Below are 17,293 nucleotides of genomic sequence, written 5' to 3' on the forward strand. Positions count from 1 at the left end.
GCCAATACATCCGGTCTCTGACATACCGCTATCGGGAGCAAGCCCCCTCCCACAGGGATCACTGTGCATTCACTACAGCGCTACCCTTTTTGATCCGCATCCGGTAGGCAATGTAGATAACCCCCACCCAAATCGGCATCGCATACACCGACTCGCGAATGCCCGGGATGGCCAGCATCACGCTGATGATCATCACCATGAACGCCAGGCACAGGTAGTTGCTGAACGGGAACCAGAAGGTCTTGAACGACGGCACCACGCCTTGCTCGCCCATGGCCTTGCGGAACTTGATATGGGTGAGGCTGATCAGCGCCCAGTTGATCATCAGCGAAGCAACCACCAGCGCGAACAGCAACTCCAGCGCACTGTGCGGCGCGACGTAGTTGACCACCACACACAGCATGGTCACCAACGCCGAGATCGCCAGGGCCCGAATCGGCACGCCTTGTTTGTTCAGCTTCATCAGCGATTTCGGTGCATCGCCTTGCTCGGCCAGGCCGAACAGCATGCGGCTGTTGCAGTACACGCCGCTGTTGTACACCGACAGCGCCGCGGTCAGCACCACGAAGTTGAGGATGTGCGCGGCGGTGTCGTTACCGATCAACGAGAAGATCTGCACAAACGGGCTGCCGCTGTAGGCATCGCCTGACGCGCCGAGGGTTTGCAGCAGTTGGTCCCACGGGTACAACGACAGCAGGACGGTCAGCGCGCCGACGTAGAAAATCAGGATCCGGTACACCACCTGGTTGATCGCTTTGGGGATCACTTTGCGCGGTTCGCTGGCTTCAGCGGCGGTGATACCTACCAGTTCCAGGCCACCGAACGAGAACATGATAAAGGCCATGGACATCAACAACCCCATGCCGCCATTCGGGAAGAACCCGCCGTGGCTCCACAGGTTGCTCACCGTGGCTTGCGGGCCGCCGGTGCCGCTGAACAGCAGGTAGCAGCCGAGCACGATCATGCCGACAATCGCCACCACCTTGATGATCGCGAACCAGAACTCGGCTTCACCGAAGAACTTCACGTTCAGGGTGTTGATCAGGTTCACCGCGACAAAGAACACCAGCGCGCTGACCCAGGTCGGAATCTCCGGCCACCAGAACTGGATGTACTTGCCCACCGCCGTCAGTTCGGCCATGCCCACCAGCACGTAAAGTACCCAGTAGTTCCAGCCCGCGAGGAAGCCTGCGTAACCGCCCCAGTATTTGTGCGCGAAGTGGCTGAAGGAACCGGCCACCGGTTCTTCGACGATCATCTCGCCGAGCTGGCGCATGATCAGGAACGCGATGAACCCGGCGATCGCGTAGCCCAGGATCATCGACGGCCCCGCCGACTTGAGCACCCCGGCCGAGCCGAGGAACAAGCCCGTGCCAATCGCCCCTCCCAAGGCGATCAGCTGAATATGCCGGTTCTTCAGGCCACGCTTGAGGCCTACCGGGTTAACCATGTCATCCGCCATTAACATTCCCTTCTACTTGTTTTTCTCAGGGTTGATTGCACGCCGCACCCGCCCCCCAGAACTGCTGAGGGGTCAGATATTACTCTGCGTAAACTTTTCGTAATACAGCTGAACGCCATCAAGTGCCTGATCCGCCAGCCATTGTTGGATGGACTCGACCATTGGCGGGGGGCCGCACACGTACATATCGGCCGATCTGTCCCGCAATTCGGCCAGATCGAAATGTTCGGTGAGGTAGCCGCGCTTGCCCGACCACTCGGGCGACGGATCGCTGAGCACTTCGGTGTAGCGAAAATTCGCAATGTTCGCGGCGTACGCATGAATGCGCGCGGCTTCGCATAAATCCTCGGCCCCGCGCACGCCGTAATACAGGTGCACCGGCTGCGCGCAGCCATTCGCCGCCAATTCGTCGAGCATGCCCAGCAGCGCCGATAACCCGGTGCCACCCGCCACCAGCACCAGCGGTTGGCGGACCTGCCTGAGGTAGAACGCCCCCAATGGTGCTTCCATCCGCACTTCATCACCGACCTGGCAACGCTCGCGCAGGTAGTTGCTCATCACCCCATCCGGCAGCAGGCGGACCAGGAACTGCAATTGATTGCCCGGCCGATTGGCGAAGGAATAGGAGCGCCAGCTGTCTGTGCCAGGAACCGACAGACGGGCGTATTGGCCCGGCAGGAAGTCCAGCGCGGCTTCTAACTGAATGTGCAAAATCGCCGTGCTGGCCGAAATCTGCTGCACCTCGCTCACCGTGCCACGCACCTGTACCGGGCCCGGTGCGTTGCACAGGCTCGAATCAAAATCGAAGTAAAACGTCGCGTCGGATTGCACCCGTGTCTGGCAACTGAGCATTTTGCGCTGTTGCAGGTCGAGGCTGGAGAGCGCTTCTTCGTCGACATAATCCTGGCTGTAATCACCCGACTCGCAACGGCCCTGGCACGTGCCGCACACGCCTTCGCGGCAATCCAGGGGGATTTTTATGCCGTTGCGCAGTGCGGCGTCCAACAGGATTTCATCGGCGCCCACCGGGAAAAACAGGGTCTTGCCGTCGGCAAAACTGAAGGCCACTTTGTGATTCATCTGCAGTGCTCCGGTGCTTTAGAGGTGATAGAAATCCAGCACCGAGTTGATGGTGTCGTTGAGCAGCACCGCGTGTTTGCGGGTGATCAGCCAGCTGTCGCCATGGGGTTTGAGGTGATACGTGGCAGGCCCATAAAACTGCTCCGAAGTCGCCAGTCGGTAGAACAGCGTGTGCCAGTTCAGCTTCACTTCCAGTAACCCGCCCGGCTGCTCGGCAATCCGCACGTTGTTGATCAGGTGCAAGGTGCGTGGCATGGGCGTGGCCGACGCCGCCTTGCCGGTACGCAGGCGGAACACGCGGTCTTCAAGGCCCGAGCGGTTGGCGTAATAGATCAGCGACATCTCGCGCTTGGGGTCGCGGGTGTAGACGTGCTCCGAGTCCCATTGCGGCAGGTGGAACTCACTCTGCGGGTCGAACAGCTGCACATAGGCGTCCCAGTCCTGGGCGTCGCACAGTTCGGATTTACGGTAAAAAAACTGCTCGATCTGGTACTGCAATTGCGCATTCATTACTGCACCTCCCGCAGTTTCAGCGCTTGCAGGTCCAGGCCCTTGAGCAGGAACTGCTGCCAGTTGCGGTGCTGGTTGACGTACAAGCCTTCATGGGTGAATTCGGTTCCGGTCATGGCCGGTTGGATGCCAATGGCTTCGCTGTTCGGCGTAGGCCCGGTTGCCCAGCGATGGCTGCCGCGCGAGATATCGCTCCAGCGTTCCAGGCGGCCCTGGAAACCGCGCTGGGCCTCGCGAAACTCCACCAGGTCATCCGGCGTGCCCATGCCGGACACGTTGAAAAAATCCTCGAACTGGCGAATGCGGTTCTCGCGGTCGGCGTCGGACTCGTTCTTCACGCCCAGGCATTGGCTGATAATTTCAGTCTTGTTCCACGCCACCGGGCGGATGATGCGCAGCTGCGAGCTGATCTGGTCGAGGAAGAACAGGCTCGGGTAGATATTCAGGTTGCGCAGGCGGTGCATCATCCATTCGGCCTTTTGCTGGCCATGTTCTTCCACCAGGCGCGGCATGATCGTGGCGTAGCCGGAGCGCACCGTCGGGTTGGGCATGTCGCTGAACAGCAGGCTGTGGCCATTGTTGAAGGCGAACCAGCCGTCATCGGTATTCGCATCGCCGGCACCGAGCTTGCTGTAATCCAGCGTGGTGCCTGAGCCCGTGCCGTTTTCAGTATTGACCTGCTGGCGATGCTGCACCGTGGCCACGTAGTTGTAGTGCACGGTGCTGACGTGATAACCGTCCAGGCCGTTTTCGTTCTGCAGCTTCCAGTTGCCGTCGTAGGTGTAGGCGGATTTACCCGGCAGCACTTCCAGCTCACCAGTGGCTGACTGCGCGACCATCATGTCGAAGAACACTTTGGCGTCGCCGAGGAACGCTTCGAGGCTGTCTGTGCCATTCACGTCCAGGCTGATGAAAACAAACCCCTTGTAGCTGTCGATGCGGGCCTTTTTCAGGCCGCGGGTGGCTTTATCGAAGCCTTCCGGGTATTCCCCCGGCGCCTTGACCTTCACCAGCCGGCCGTCGCTTTTGTAGCACCAGGCGTGGAACGGGCAGGTGAAGGTGGATTGGTTGCCCTTGCCGACGCGCGTGAGGGTGGTGCCGCGATGCTGGCAGGCGTTGATCAATGCGTTGAGTTTGCCCTCGCCGTCGCGGGTGATGATCATCGGCTGGCGCCCGGCGCGCATTGTCACGAAGTCGTGGTTATGGGCCAGTTCGCTTTCGTGGCAGGCGTAGATCCAGTTCTTTTCGAAGATCAGTTCCATCTCCAGGTCGAACAGTTCGGGTTCGGTGAACATGTCCCTGGCGATGCGGAACACTTCATCCGCCGGACGAAAATCCAGGCAGCTTTCGATAAACGCTTTCCACTGCTCGACGCTTCTTGCACCACTCATGGGAGGCACCTTGTTTGATAGGGGCTAATCGGTGGTTTATTAGAGGCAGCGTGGCAGTGCGCGGGCTATCCGCTTAATGGGGGAAGGTGGGCCGGAAAATTGGGCAGCAAATACTCACAACGGTGCAGGGCGGCGGTGCAATGCGCTACTGTCATGCAAGGCAAACGGCGCAAAAGCCTGCCCGTTATCCACATAGTCGACGGTTGCTATCCAGCCAGTTGCAAGACGGCCGGCGTGGCTTGGAACTTGCTGTCGATCTACACCGACGCGCCGCCAGAGCGCGCAACAGCCTAACCGCCGTGGGTGCACCCTGATGAGTAGCCATACACGCGATATCCATATTCAACGCTTCGACCTGGAGGGCGCCTGCAGCTGGATGTCCGGCATCTGCGGGCCGCATCGCCTGGCGACGGCGACGCCCGAGCGCTTGCGCTTTCACCACAGTGCCAATGTGTTCAAGTCCCGCGCCACCACCTTGGGCGTGATCGAATACGGCACTGATGTGACCATCGACATCGAAGACGCCGAGCATTTCAGCAGTTACAGCCTGAGCCTGCCGCTGGTGGGCGAGCAGGAGTTGAGCAAGAACGGTTTGAGCCTGAGCTCCAATTGCGATCAAGGGGTGATCATTTCGCCCAACGAGCATCAGGTGCTGGCTATTTCCGGTGATTGCCGCAAGTTGCAGGTGGTCATTACGCGCGCGGCGATGAGCGAATCCCTTGAGGGCTTGCTGCAACGGCCGATTGAAGCGCCGCTGCGGTTTGAGTCGGTGATGGATGCGGTGGACGGTGCTTCGGCGTCGTGGTGGCGCATGGCGCGGTATTTCATCGCCGAGCTTGAACGCAGCAGCGAGTTGTATGAGCAGGCGGCGTTTACCCGCGATCTGGAAAGCTCGCTGATCAAGGGCCTGATCCTCGCCCAGCCGAACAACTACTCCGAAGAACTGCGCGACGTACTCGGCGTGAAGCTGCCGCATTACTTGATTCGCGCGCGGCAGTACATCCACGACAACGCCCGTGAAGCCGTGCATCTGGAAGACCTGGAAACCGCTGCCGGGGTATCGCGGTTCAAGTTGTTCGATGCGTTTCGCAAATACTTTGCCTTGTCGCCCATGGCGTACTTGAAGAAACACCGGTTGGGCGCGGTGCGCCAGGACATCCTCGAACACGGCTCTACGCGTACCATTTCCGAAATCGCCCTGGGGTGGGGGTTTACGCACTTGGGCCGGTTCTCGGCGGAATACCGCAAGCTGTTTGACGAGTCGCCCAGCCAGACCTTACAGCGCAAGCGCCTGCGCAGCCTTTGAAGACAATGAGGATCAAACTGTGGGAGCTGGCTTGCCTGCGATGGCGGTGGGCCAATCAGCAAAGATGCCAACTGATCCACCGCTATCGCAGGCAAGCCAGCTCCCACATTGGATATCCAGTGTTTGGGAGATCTCAGATCAGCTCTTCCACCAATTGCAGGCAATGACTCAGCCCCGGCGACTGATCATTCACCCGGCGGCTGAGAATGATCGGCGAGGTCGCGGTGGTTTCCACAATCGGCGTGTAGCCGATATCCGCGCGGTGCAGCACCTGCACCGAGGCCGGTACCAGGGTCACGCCCATGCCCGCGCCGACCAGCCCGATAGCGGTCTGCAACTCGTTGGTCCACTGCGCCACCTGGAGGCTCAAGCCGTGGGCGTCGAACAGCGCAATCACATGGTCGGCATAGCTGGGGCGCGGGTTGCCGGGGTAGAGCACAAAGGGTTCGGCGGCCAACTGGGCGAGGCTGGCGGGGGCACCGAGCAACCGGTGGCCGGCCGGCAGCACCGCCACCAGTCGGTCCTCAACCAGCACGCGCTGGACGATGGCCGGGTCGTCGATGCGAATACGCCCGAAGCCCACGTCGATACGCCCGGCCTTGAGCGCTTCGACCTGCTGCAAGGTGGTCATCTCCGAGAGCCCCAATTCCAGCTCCAGCGCTTCATGGTTGCGCAGCCGTCGAATCAACTCCGGCAGCACGCCGTACAACGTCGATGGCGCGAAGCCGATGCCCAGCCAGGTCTTCTCGCCCTGGCCGATGCGCCGGGTGTTGTCGCAGACCTTGCCCAGTTGTTCCAGCAGCACATTGGCGTGCTCATAGAAAAACCGCCCGGCCTCGGTCAGCCGCAGCGGTCGGCCGCGTTCCAGCAAAATCACCCCCAATTCATCTTCCAATTGCTGGATCTGCCGGCTCAACGGCGGCTGGGCGATGTGCAGGCGTTCGGCGGCGCGGGTGAAGTTGAGGGTTTCACCCAGCACCTGGAAATAGCGCAGATGACGCAGTTCCATCACGGCTCCTTTCATACCTTGAAGGTATTGTGCGAGACCCATTCTATATTGGAAGCCAGCAAAAATACGGCACAGAATCGGCTCAAACCTATAAAGAACCCAACGGGTATAGCCATGCCGATTTGCGCCATCGAGTCGATCGAGACCATCATCGTCGACCTCCCGACCATCCGCCCGCACAAGCTGGCGATGCACACGATGCAAAACCAAACCCTGGTGATTATCCGCGTGCGTTGCGCCGACGGCATCGAAGGTATCGGCGAGTCCACCACCATCGGCGGCCTGAGCTACGGCAATGAAAGCCCCGACAGCATCAAGATCAATATCGATCGGCACTTCGCGCCGCTGTTGATTGGCCAGGACGCGAGCAATATCAATGCTGCCATGTTGCGCCTGGAGCGTAGCATTCGCGGCAATACGTTTGCCAAGTCCGGCGTCGAAAGCGCCTTGCTTGACGCCCTCGGCAAACGCCGCCACCTGCCGGTCAGCGAACTGCTCGGCGGCCGCGTGCGCGACGCCTTGCCGGTGGCCTGGACGCTGGCCAGCGGCAACACCGAACAGGACATTGCCGAGGCCGAAAAGATGCTCGACCTGCGCCGTCACCGTATCTTCAAATTGAAGATTGGCGCCGGTGAAGTCGGCCGCGACCTGGCCCACGTCATCGCGATCAAAAAGGCCCTGGGCGAGCGCGCCAGTGTGCGCGTTGACGTCAATCAGGCGTGGGACGAAGCCGTGGCCCTGCGTGCGTGCAAAGTGCTCGGTGATAACGGCATCGACCTGATTGAACAACCGATCTCACGCAATAACCGCAGTGGCATGGCACGGCTGAACCTGTCGAGCCCGGCGCCGATCATGGCGGACGAATCGATTGAATGTGTGGAAGACGCCTTCAACCTGGCCCGCGAAGGCGCGGCCTCGGTGTTCGCGCTCAAGATTGCCAAAAATGGCGGCCCGCGCGCGGTATTGCGCACCGCCGCGATTGCCGACGCGGCGGGCATCGGCCTCTACGGCGGCACCATGCTTGAAGGCGGCATCGGCACCCTGGCCTCGGCGCATGCCTTCCTCACCTTGAACACGCTGGCGTGGGACACCGAACTGTTCGGCCCACTGCTGCTGACCGAAGACATCCTCAGCGAGCCGCTGGCGTACCGCGATTTCCAGCTGCATGTGTCGCGCTTACCGGGCCTGGGCCTGACTATTGATGAAGAGCGTCTGGCGTTCTTCCGTCGTGACAAACACTAAGAGGCGCCTGCCATGTTGTTCCACGTAAAAATGACCGTGAACCTGCCCATCGACCTCAACCCCGAACGCGCGGCGGCCCTGAAAGCCGACGAGAAGGCCCTGGCGCAGCGCCTGCAACAGGAGGGCAAATGGCGCCACCTGTGGCGCATCGCCGGGCATTACGCCAACTACAGCGTGTTCGATGTCGACAGCGTCCAGGCACTGCACGACCTGCTGATGCAACTGCCGCTGTTCCCCTATATGACCATCGAAATTAACGCCCTGTGCCGGCACCCTTCGTCGATCCGTGAAGACGACCGCTGAGCCTGTTTTGCACCCAATAATGACAAGATGAGGATTGCACCATGACCATCCGACTTTCCCAGACTGCCCACGCCCAACAGTTTCTCGAAGAAGCCAGCGGCAGCCTCAACGACGGCGGCAACCCGCGCACCAAGGCGTTGGTTTACCGGATCCTGCGCGACACGGTGAACATCATCGAAGACCTGGAGGTGACCCCGGAAGAGTTTTGGAAAGCGGTCAATTACCTCAACGAATTGGGCAAGAACCAGGAAGCCGGTTTGCTTGCTGCCGGGTTGGGCCTGGAGCATTACCTGGACCTGCTGATGGACGCCGCCGACGAAGCGGCCGGCAAATCCGGTGGCACCCCGCGCACCATTGAAGGCCCGCTGTATGTGGCCGGGGCGCCGCTGTCCAAGTACGAGGCGCGGTTGGACGATGGCAAGGACGACGCGGTGCCGCTGTTTATGCGTGGGCAAGTACGCGACACCGACGGCACGCCGTTGGCCGGGGCGATTGTCGATGTGTGGCAGGCCAATACCGGCGGCACGTATTCGTGGTTTGACCCGACGCAATCCGAGTTCAACCTGCGCCGGCGTATCGAGACCGATGCCCAGGGCAACTACCGGTTTCGCAGCATCGTGCCGTCAGGGTATGGCTGCCCGCCGACCGGGCCGACCCAGCAGTTGCTCGATCAACTGGGGCGTCATGGGCAGCGGCCGGCGCATATTCACTTCTTCATTTCGGCGCCGGGGCATCGGCATTTGACCACGCAGATCAACCTGTCGGATGACCCGTACCTGCATGATGATTTTGCCTATGCGACGCGCGATGAATTGATCGCCGAGATTCGCTTCAGTGACGACCGGCAACTGGCGCGCGAGTTTGGCGTGGAAGGGCGGTTTGCGCAGATTGATTTTGATTTTGCGCTGCAATCGTCCGGCGCACCGCAGGAGCAGAAACGCATGCAGCGCGTGCGCGCCCTCGAAGACTGATTAACGCGGTTTAAAAATGTGGGAGCGGGCTTGCTCGCGAATGCGATGGATCAGCCAGCACATGTATTGACTGGCACACCGCCTTCGCGAGCAAGCCCGCTCCCACATGGGTTCTGTGGTGTTCTGGTTATTTGCGTACGACTAAGTCCAGCACCTCATCCCGATCCTTGATCTTCTGCAACACAATCTCCGAGCGAATATCCATCACCCCGGCCGTGCGGTTCAGGTGGTTCACGATAAAGTCCGAAAAGTGCTTGAGGTTGCGTGCCTGCACCCGCAACACATAGTTGCTGGCCCCGGTAATCACATACGCACTGGCCACCTCCGGCCAGCCTTGCACCTTCTTGATAAACGTCTCATGCCAATCCTCCACATCCTGGCGTAATGACAGGTGGACGATGGCTTCCAGCTCGATTCCCAGTTGCTCGGCATTCAACACCGCGCGGTAGCCGCTGATGATTCCCTCGCTCTCCAGCAGGCGCAAGCGACGCAGGCAGGCGGAAGGCGACAGGGCGACTTTTTCCGCCAGTTCCTGGTTACTGATACGGCCGTCCTGTTGCAGAAAATGCAGGAGGCGCAGGTCGGTGGCGTCAAGAATCATGCTTAGAATAAATCCGCGTGTTTTGGAGTTAAATTCGAATTTCCTACAGCTTAATTAGCCTGTTGCCCGCCACTTTGCACGAAAATTCTCTAAAGTTTCGTTCATTATTTTGTCCATCGTCACTTATAAGAATCAGGACAGACCATGACCACTCGAAGCCACTGCCAAGCCCTCGACGCCCAGGACCCGTTGGCGCCACTGCGTCGCCAGTTCGCCCTGCCCGAGGGCGTCATCTACCTCGACGGCAACTCCCTCGGTGCGCGCCCGGTGGCGGCCTTGGCGCGGGCGCAGGCGGTGATTGCAGAGGAGTGGGGCAATGGCCTGATTCGCAGTTGGAACAGCGCCGGCTGGGCAGCGTTGTCGCAGCGCCTGGGCAACCGCCTGGCGCCGCTGATCGGTGCCCGCGACGACGAAGTGGTGATTACGGATACCACGTCCATCAATCTGTTCAAGGTGCTCAGCGCCGCGTTGAGCGTGCAGCGCCAACGCGCGCCGGCGCGCAAGGTGATTGTCAGCGAGGCGAGCAATTTCCCCACCGACCTGTACATCGCCGAAGGCCTGGCCGAGCTGCTGCAACAGGGTTATTCGCTGCGACTGGTCAACCGCCCGGACGAGCTGCCGCAGGCCATCGACCAGGACGTCGCGGTGGTGATGCTCACCCACGTCAATTACAAGACCGGCTACATGTACGACATGCAGGCGCTCACTGCGTTGAGCCACGAGTGCGGCGCGCTGAGCATCTGGGACCTGGCCCATTCGGCGGGTGCGGTGCCCATCGACCTGCATAAGGCCGGTACCGATTACGCGATTGGCTGCACCTACAAATACCTCAATGGCGGGCCGGGCTCCCAGGCATTTGTGTGGGTCAACCCGACGTTGGTGGACGTGGTACGCCAGCCGTTGTCGGGCTGGTTCGGGCATACCCGGCAATTCGCCATGGAGGCTCAATATGCCCCAAGCAGCGGCATCGCCCGTTACCTGTGCGGCACGCAGCCGATCACCTCATTGGCGATGGTCGAATGCGGCCTGGAGATTTTTGCCCAAACCGATATGGCCAGCCTGCGCAGCAAGTCCCTGGCGCTGACTGACCTGTTTATCGCCTTGGTGGAGGCCCGTTGCGCTGCCCATGGTTTGGTGCTGATCACCCCGCGTGAGCACGCCCAGCGCGGCAGCCATGTGAGCTTCGAACACCCGGAAGGTTACGCGGTGATTCAAGCCCTGATCGCCCGTGGCGTGATCGGCGATTACCGCGAGCCGCGCATCATGCGCTTTGGTTTCACCCCGCTGTACACAAGCTTTACCGAGGTGTGGGATGCGGTGGAAATCCTCGGCGACATCCTCGACAACCACACCTGGGACCAGCCGCAATTCAAAGTGCGCAACAGCGTCACCTAAGAACACTGCAAGACCAATGTGGGAGCGGGCTTGCTCGCGAAAGCGGTGTATCAGAAACATATTCTGTAACTGACCCACCGCCTTCGCGAGCAAGCCCGCTCCCACAGTGGATCTGTGTCTATATCCAAACCGTGCAATCACAATAATAAAGGGGCACACCACGTGACCACGCCAGACAACGGCTTTGCAGAGATCACCCATCGCGAACTGGGCCTGAGGCGTCAGCTGACTTCCGGCCAGATGAGCATGATCGCCATCGGTGGCGCCATCGGCACCGGGCTGTTTATGGGCAGTGCCTATGCCATCGGCTATGCCGGGCCCAGCGTGCTGGTGAGCTACGCCATCGGCGCGCTGATTACCTTACTGCTGATGGGCTGCCTGGCGGAGATGACGGTGGCGCATTCCACCTCAGGCTCCTTTGGCGCGTATGCCGAGTTCTATATCAGCCCCTTGGCCGGTTTTCTGGTGCGTTACGCGTACTGGGCGGCGATTGTGCTGGCGGTCGGCGCGGAGGTCACGGCGGTGGCGATGTACATGAAGTACTGGTTCGCCAACGTTCCGGAGTGGGTGTGGATCGTGTCGTTTTCCAGTGTGTTGATTCTGCTCAATGCGATCAGCGTGAAGACCTTCGGTAATTTTGAATACTGGTTCTCGACGATCAAGATCAGCGCCATTGTCGGCTTCATCATCCTTGCGGTGTACGTGGTGTTCGGCTCCGGCAACCCGCAATACGGGGTGCAGAACTACACGGCCCACGGCGGCTTTTTTCCGCATGGCTTGAGCGGCATGTGGATCGCGGTGATCGTGTCGATCTTCAGCTACCTGAGCGTGGAGATGATCGCGGTGGCCGCCGGTGAAGCGGCCGACCCGGAACAGGCGGTGAAGAAAGCCTTTCGCGCGACCATCGTGCGTCTGGTGGTGTTCTACCTGCTGACCCTGGCGCTGATGCTGGCCATCGTGCCGTGGAACCAGTCCGGGCAGACCCAGAGCCCGTTCGTAACGGTGATGCAGACCATCGGCATTCCCGGTGCCACTGGGGTGATGAATTTCGTGATTCTGATCGCGGCGCTGTCGGCGATGAACAGCCAGCTCTACATCACCACGCGCATGATGTTCAGCCTGTCTCGCGCAGGCTTTGCGCCCAGGTCCATGGGCGCCTTGAGCAAGAGCGGGATTCCGTTGAACGCCTTGCTGCTGTCCAGTTCGGGCATTGCCCTGGCGACGCTGCTGAACGTGGTGTACCCGGAAAGTTCGTTCACCTTGATGATGGCGATCTCAATGTTTGGCGCGATCTTCACCTGGTTCATGATCTTCCTCACGCACTTTTTTTTCCGCCGCTATCGCAAGCGTCACGGCGGCGCACAGCTGTCGTTCCAACTGCGCCTGTTCCCCTACAGCACGCTGCTGGGCCTGGTGCTGATGGGCGCGGTGATGATCACCACGTATTTCACCGAGGCGTTCAAGATGACCCTGGTGTTCGGCGTGCCGTTCCTGCTGATTCTGTCGGCGGTGTATTACGGGTTTTTCCGCAAGGGCAGGGCCAAGGCGTCGAACAAGGCCTTGGCATAACCGGGCAATTGTTCGAACGAACGCGCGCATAACAGCAGCGTGCGTCGGGCCCAATCCTCTCGCAGAGGTTGGGCCTTGATCGGGCGCTCCAGTGGCCAGCGTTCCAATGCCGCTTGGGGCACAATCCCCAGGCCCGCGCCCCGGGCGACCATGCGCATGACCCCATCAAAACCCTCGGCGCGAATGCGAGTTTGCAGGCGAAAGCCGCTGTGCAGCGCCTGTTCTTCCAGGTACACCGCCAGCGCACTGTTGGCGGCCAGGCCTACATAGTCGTGTTGCAGGCTGTCGATAAAACTCACCGAACCGGTCGCCAGCGGATGCTCCAGAGGCATGATCAGCACCAGCGGGTCGTCGCGAAAGGGCGCGGTCTGCAAGCCGTGGGTGTCGACGGCGTCGGAAATAATCCCCAAGTCCGCCGTGCCTTGGCGCAAGGCCTGGGTGATGCGCAGGCTCGGCAGTTCCTGCAACTCGATATCGAGGTTGGGGTGCTCGCACAAAAAATCCGCGAGCAGTTCCGGCAGGTATTCGCTGAGGGCGGTGGTGTTGCACAGCAGGCGCACCTGGCCTTTGACACCCTTGGCGTATTCCGCCAGTTCCTGTTGCAGGTGTTCGGCTTGTTGCAGCAGCAAGCGCGCGTGCCGGGCCAGCGCGTTGCCGGCGGCGGTGGGTGTAACGCCACGGCGGCCGCGTTCGAGCAACTCAATGCCCAGTGACGCCTCCATCGCGCGAATGCGTGCGCTGGCGGCGGCCAGGGATAAATGGCTGCGGCTGGCGCCTGCGGTGATGTTGCCGGTGTCGAGGGTGTGCAGGTAGAGGCGCAGGTCGATCAGGTCAAAGTGCATGGCTGGAAATTTCCTGTGACTGGGCTGGCCCCATCGCGGGCAAGCCCGCTCGCACATTTTGAGGTGTGAGTAGCGTAACGGTGGGCGCTGGCTTGCCGGCGATGGCCATCTAAGCCTCATGCAAAACAAGAGGCTGCCTCAGTATATGGCGAATTTCAGCGCCCATTGAAAAGCCCCACACTCGGCCCATGAATACCTTCCTCGCGTTCTACCAAAACCTCGGCCCCGCCTTGACACTGCTGGTGATTGGCACCTTCCTGCTGGCCGGCACGGTCAAAGGGATCATCGGCCTGGGCCTGCCCACGGTCGCCATGGGCATGCTCGGCCTGGCTATGCTCCCGGTGCAGGCTGCCGCGTTACTGATCATTCCTTCAACGGTGACAAACCTCTGGCAACTGGCATTCGGTGGCCACCTGAGCGCATTGCTCAAGCGCCTGTGGCCGATGCTGTTGCTGATTTTCCTCGGCACCGGGCTCGGCACCGTCTGGCTGGGCATGGACGGCGGGCATTGGGTGGTGCGCGCGTTGGGCGGCGCCCTGCTGGTGTACGCGCTGAGCGGGTTGCTGTTGCCCACGTTCACGGTGAAGCCGGCAGCCGAACGCTGGTTGGGTCCGGTGTGCGGGCTGATCACCGGCCTCATCACTTCGGCCACGGGTGTGTTCGTGATTCCAGCCGTGCCGTACCTGCAAGCCTTGGGCTTGAACCGCGATCAGTTGGTACAGGCCTTGGGGTTGTCGTTCACCGTTTCTACACTGGCGCTGGCCGCAGGGTTAGCCTGGCGCGGCACCTTGGGCGGCGGCGAAATAAACGCCTCGCTGCTGGCGCTGGTGCCCGCCCTGTTGGGCATGTGGCTGGGCCAGGCGCTGCGCCGGCGCATCAGCGCGGTGCTGTTCAAACGGGTATTTTTTATCGGCATGGCCTTACTGGGTGGTCATTTATTGATCAGTGGCTAAGTCAAAAGTGCTCCTGAAATTCGTGCATTTTGGTCAAATGTATTTTGCGGCGCCGCGGCTTATTCCGAGGGTGCAATGTCGATAGCCTGCCGGCAGACATTGTTAACCCTCTGGATTCCCTCCCATGAAAAACGTCCTCCTGCTGAACGGCGGCAAGAAATTCGCCCACTCCGATGGTCGCTATAACACCACGCTGCATGAGACTGCCGTGGCCGTTCTCGACCGTGGTGGCCTCGACGTCCAAGTCACGCATATCGACGAAGGCTACGACGTCGCCGAAGAGGTCGCCAAATTCCTCTGGGCCGACGTGATCATCTACCAGATGCCCGGCTGGTGGATGGGTGCGCCGTGGATCGTCAAGAAGTACCTCGACGAAGTCTTCACCGAAGGCCACGGCAGCCTGTACGCCAGCGACGGCCGGACCCGTTCCGATACCTCGCAGAAATACGGCAGCGGCGGCCTGATCCAGGGCAAACAGTACATGCTGTCGCTGACCTGGAACGCGCCGCAGCAAGCCTTCGACGACCCGACTGATTTCTTCGAAGCCAAGGGCGTGGACGCGGTGTACTTCCCGTTCCACAAGGCCAATGAGTTTCTCGGCATGACCGGCCTGCCGACCTTCCTCTGCGTGGACGTGATGAAACGCCCGGCCATCGAGGTCGACGTGGCGCGCTACGAGCAGCATCTGGCGCAGGTGTTCAACCTCTCGGTGTAAGCTGCGGTTAACCGATAAAGAGGACTGCCTGTGAAAGCCCGATCCGATGAGCTACAGATCTTCGTCAGCGTGATTGAGTGCGGCTCGATTTCGGCTGCGGCGGAGCAGGTCGGGCAGACGCCGTCGGCGGTCAGCCGCACCTTGTCGCGCCTGGAGGCCAAGCTCGACACCACGCTGATCAACCGCACCACGCGGCGCATGGACCTGACCGAAGAGGGCAAGTACTTCTTTGAGCAGGCCAAGGTGATTCTGGCGCAGATGGATGACCTGGAAGAACGCCTGTCGTCGCGCCAGAAGAAACCGGCGGGGCGCCTGCGCATCAACGCCGCCGTGCCGTTCATGCTGCACGGGATCGTGCCATACATCGCCGAGTTTCGCCGTTTGTACCCGGATATCCAGCTGGAGCTGAACAGCGATGACCTGATCATCGACCTGCTCGAGCAGAGCACCGACATTGCCATTCGCATCGGTGTCCTGGCCGATTCCACCTTGCATGCACGCGCCCTTGGCTGCACACCGCTGCATATCCTGGCCAGCCCCGAATACCTCAAGCAATACGGCACGCCCAGCACGGTCGCGGCGTTGGCGGATCACACGTTGATGGGCTTCACGCAGACAGAAACGCTCAACCATTGGCCATTGCGCCACGTGGAAGGTGATCGATGGCTGATCCAGCCCGGCATTGCGGCGTCCAGCGGCGAGACCTTGCGCCAGTTGGCACTGGAAGGGCAGGGCATTTGCTGCCTGTCGAACTTCATGACGGTCGAAGACATCAACGCCGGGCGCCTGGTGCCGCTGCTGGAAGCGTTCAACAGTGGCTATCGCCAGCCGATCCACGCGGTGTTCTACCGCAACTCGCAGTTGGCGTTGCGCATCCAGTGCTTTCTGGACTTCATTCAGGCCAAGCTGGCGCGGTATGCCTGCTGATTCGTGACCGCAGCGCAAGATTGAATTGGGCGACAGGGCCTTATTCGACGCGAATGCAGGCTTGATACTGGGGGCATCACTTACCCAGTCAGGAGCACTCTCCATGCACGTATTCGTTACCGGCGCCGCAGGTTTTATCGGTGGCTCCATTGCAACCGGCCTGGCCAACGCCGGGCACCACGTCACCGGCCTGGTACGCAGCGCCGAACAAGCCGCTGAGATGACTCGCCTGGGCATCACCGCAGTGATCGGCACCCTTGATGACGCCGCGGTGTTGACCGAGCAAGCGCAGAAAGCCGATGCGGTGATCAACGCCGCGAGCAGCGATCATCGTGCAGCCGTGGAAACCTTGCTGGCCGCCTTGAAAGGCTCGAACAAGGTGTTCCTGCACACCAGCGGTTCGAGCATCGTCGGTGATGCGTCGGGCGGTAAGGCCAGCGCTGTCATCTACCGTGAAGACAACCTGCCGGAGCCGACCGTCGACAAGGCCGCTCGCGTAGCCATCGATAACCTGATCCTGGCCGCGGCCAAGGACGGCGTGAATTCGGCGGTGATTTGCAACACCCTGATTTATGGCCACAGCCTGGGCGTGAAGCGGGACAGCGTGCAATTGCCGCGACTGCTCAAGCAGGCGCGCAAGAGCGGCGTGGTGCGCCATGTGGGCACCGGGCAGAACATCTGGTCCAACGTGCATATTGAAGACGTGGTTGCGCTCTACCTTCTGGCGCTGACGAAAAACATTCCGGGCACGTTCTACTTTGTGGAAAGTGGCGAGGCGTCGTTTGTCGACATGACCACCGCGATTGCTCAAGCGCTGCAGCTGGGCGCGCCGCAGGATTGGCCGTTGGCTGACGCGCAAGCCGAATGGGGCTATGAAATGGCCAACTACGGCCTGGGTTCCAACAGCCGCGTGCGTGGCAAGCATGCCCGTGAACAACTGGGCTGGGCGCCGACGCGTACGTCGGTGGTGGAGTGGATTCGCCACGAAATGGTGTGATGTTCGCTTAACACCGGAGT

The 17,293-nt window shown here is 60.7% G+C and carries 17 protein-coding genes; 10 read left to right on the plus strand and 7 right to left on the minus strand.

Going from position 1 to position 17,293, the window contains the following annotated elements:
* Positions 1-58 precede the first annotated feature (58 nt).
* From JFT85_RS20615 to antA, 4 genes are all read right to left on the minus strand, one after another.
* A complete protein-coding gene (locus JFT85_RS20615) occupies positions 59-1,462 on the minus strand; it encodes an amino acid permease (protein WP_053257977.1) in 1,404 nt (467 codons plus the stop codon).
* A 72-nt stretch (positions 1,463-1,534) separates the two neighbouring features.
* Positions 1,535-2,542: an anthranilate 1,2-dioxygenase electron transfer component AntC gene (gene antC, locus JFT85_RS20620; protein ID WP_053257976.1), complete on the minus strand. Its 1,008-nt coding sequence runs from the start codon at positions 2,540-2,542 to the stop codon at positions 1,535-1,537.
* A gap of 18 nt (positions 2,543-2,560) precedes the next feature.
* On the minus strand, positions 2,561-3,052 hold the full coding sequence (gene antB, locus JFT85_RS20625) for an anthranilate 1,2-dioxygenase small subunit (protein WP_053257975.1): 492 nt from the start codon (positions 3,050-3,052) through the stop codon (positions 2,561-2,563).
* The gene (antA, locus tag JFT85_RS20630; RefSeq protein WP_069553100.1) at positions 3,052-4,443 is read right to left on the minus strand and encodes an anthranilate 1,2-dioxygenase large subunit; all 1,392 of its coding nucleotides are present in this window, start codon (positions 4,441-4,443) and stop codon (positions 3,052-3,054) included. The genes antB and antA overlap by 1 nt, the downstream gene beginning before the upstream one ends.
* A gap of 313 nt (positions 4,444-4,756) precedes the next feature.
* On the opposite strand from antA, the gene JFT85_RS20635 reads away from it, so the two are divergent.
* Complete coding sequence (locus JFT85_RS20635) at positions 4,757-5,749, plus strand: AraC family transcriptional regulator (protein ID WP_053257973.1); 993 nt, start codon at positions 4,757-4,759, stop codon at positions 5,747-5,749.
* Positions 5,750-5,882: 133 nt separating this feature from the next.
* Here the strand turns inward: JFT85_RS20635 and JFT85_RS20640 are convergent, their stop codons facing one another.
* On the minus strand, positions 5,883-6,758 hold the full coding sequence (locus tag JFT85_RS20640; protein ID WP_053257972.1) for a LysR family transcriptional regulator: 876 nt from the start codon (positions 6,756-6,758) through the stop codon (positions 5,883-5,885).
* 114 nt (positions 6,759-6,872) lie between these two features.
* Here JFT85_RS20640 and JFT85_RS20645 point away from each other — a divergent pair, with 114 nt between their 5' ends.
* The 3 genes from JFT85_RS20645 to catA are packed head-to-tail and all read left to right on the plus strand — an operon-like array spanning position 6,873 to position 9,274.
* Positions 6,873-8,000, plus strand: a complete 1,128-nt coding sequence (locus JFT85_RS20645) for a muconate cycloisomerase family protein (RefSeq protein ID WP_201230352.1) — start codon at positions 6,873-6,875, stop codon at positions 7,998-8,000.
* 12 nt (positions 8,001-8,012) lie between these two features.
* The gene (catC, locus tag JFT85_RS20650; protein WP_053257970.1) at positions 8,013-8,303 is read left to right on the plus strand and encodes a muconolactone Delta-isomerase; all 291 of its coding nucleotides are present in this window, start codon (positions 8,013-8,015) and stop codon (positions 8,301-8,303) included.
* A 41-nt stretch (positions 8,304-8,344) separates the two neighbouring features.
* A complete protein-coding gene (gene catA / locus JFT85_RS20655) occupies positions 8,345-9,274 on the plus strand; it encodes a catechol 1,2-dioxygenase (protein ID WP_053257969.1) in 930 nt (309 codons plus the stop codon).
* Positions 9,275-9,401: 127 nt separating this feature from the next.
* On the opposite strand, the gene JFT85_RS20660 is transcribed toward catA, so the two are convergent.
* Entirely contained in the window at positions 9,402-9,875 is a 474-nt protein-coding gene (locus tag JFT85_RS20660; protein ID WP_003176072.1) for an Lrp/AsnC family transcriptional regulator, read from the minus strand.
* A gap of 144 nt (positions 9,876-10,019) precedes the next feature.
* Between JFT85_RS20660 and kynU the strand changes: the two genes are divergently transcribed.
* Together kynU and JFT85_RS20670 are read left to right on the plus strand one after the other, a co-directional pair.
* Entirely contained in the window at positions 10,020-11,270 is a 1,251-nt protein-coding gene (gene kynU / locus JFT85_RS20665) for a kynureninase (protein ID WP_053257968.1), read from the plus strand.
* A gap of 162 nt (positions 11,271-11,432) precedes the next feature.
* Complete coding sequence (locus JFT85_RS20670) at positions 11,433-12,839, plus strand: amino acid permease (protein ID WP_169875658.1); 1,407 nt, start codon at positions 11,433-11,435, stop codon at positions 12,837-12,839.
* Here the strand turns inward: JFT85_RS20670 and JFT85_RS20675 are convergent.
* Positions 12,785-13,681, minus strand: coding sequence for a LysR substrate-binding domain-containing protein (locus tag JFT85_RS20675; protein WP_069553097.1), 897 nt, complete (start codon positions 13,679-13,681; stop codon positions 12,785-12,787). The two genes, JFT85_RS20670 and JFT85_RS20675, sit on opposite strands and share 55 nt — an antisense overlap.
* Before the next feature lie 188 nt (positions 13,682-13,869).
* On the opposite strand from JFT85_RS20675, the gene JFT85_RS20680 reads away from it, so the two are divergent.
* The 4 genes from JFT85_RS20680 to JFT85_RS20695 all read left to right on the plus strand — a co-directional run bounded on the left by JFT85_RS20680 (position 13,870) and on the right by JFT85_RS20695 (position 17,273).
* Complete coding sequence (locus JFT85_RS20680; RefSeq protein WP_201230353.1) at positions 13,870-14,634, plus strand: sulfite exporter TauE/SafE family protein; 765 nt, start codon at positions 13,870-13,872, stop codon at positions 14,632-14,634.
* Between the two features lie 124 nt (positions 14,635-14,758).
* The gene (locus JFT85_RS20685; protein WP_053257964.1) at positions 14,759-15,349 is read left to right on the plus strand and encodes an NAD(P)H-dependent oxidoreductase; all 591 of its coding nucleotides are present in this window, start codon (positions 14,759-14,761) and stop codon (positions 15,347-15,349) included.
* A gap of 30 nt (positions 15,350-15,379) precedes the next feature.
* The gene (locus tag JFT85_RS20690) at positions 15,380-16,276 is read left to right on the plus strand and encodes a LysR family transcriptional regulator (RefSeq protein ID WP_053257963.1); all 897 of its coding nucleotides are present in this window, start codon (positions 15,380-15,382) and stop codon (positions 16,274-16,276) included.
* Between the two features lie 103 nt (positions 16,277-16,379).
* On the plus strand, positions 16,380-17,273 hold the full coding sequence (locus tag JFT85_RS20695) for an NAD-dependent epimerase/dehydratase family protein (protein WP_053257962.1): 894 nt from the start codon (positions 16,380-16,382) through the stop codon (positions 17,271-17,273).
* The last annotated feature ends 20 nt before the right edge of the window (positions 17,274-17,293 follow it).

Origin of the sequence: Pseudomonas sp. TH04 (assembly GCF_016651355.1) — a bacterium.
Taxonomy (GTDB): domain Bacteria; phylum Pseudomonadota; class Gammaproteobacteria; order Pseudomonadales; family Pseudomonadaceae; genus Aquipseudomonas; species Aquipseudomonas fluorescens.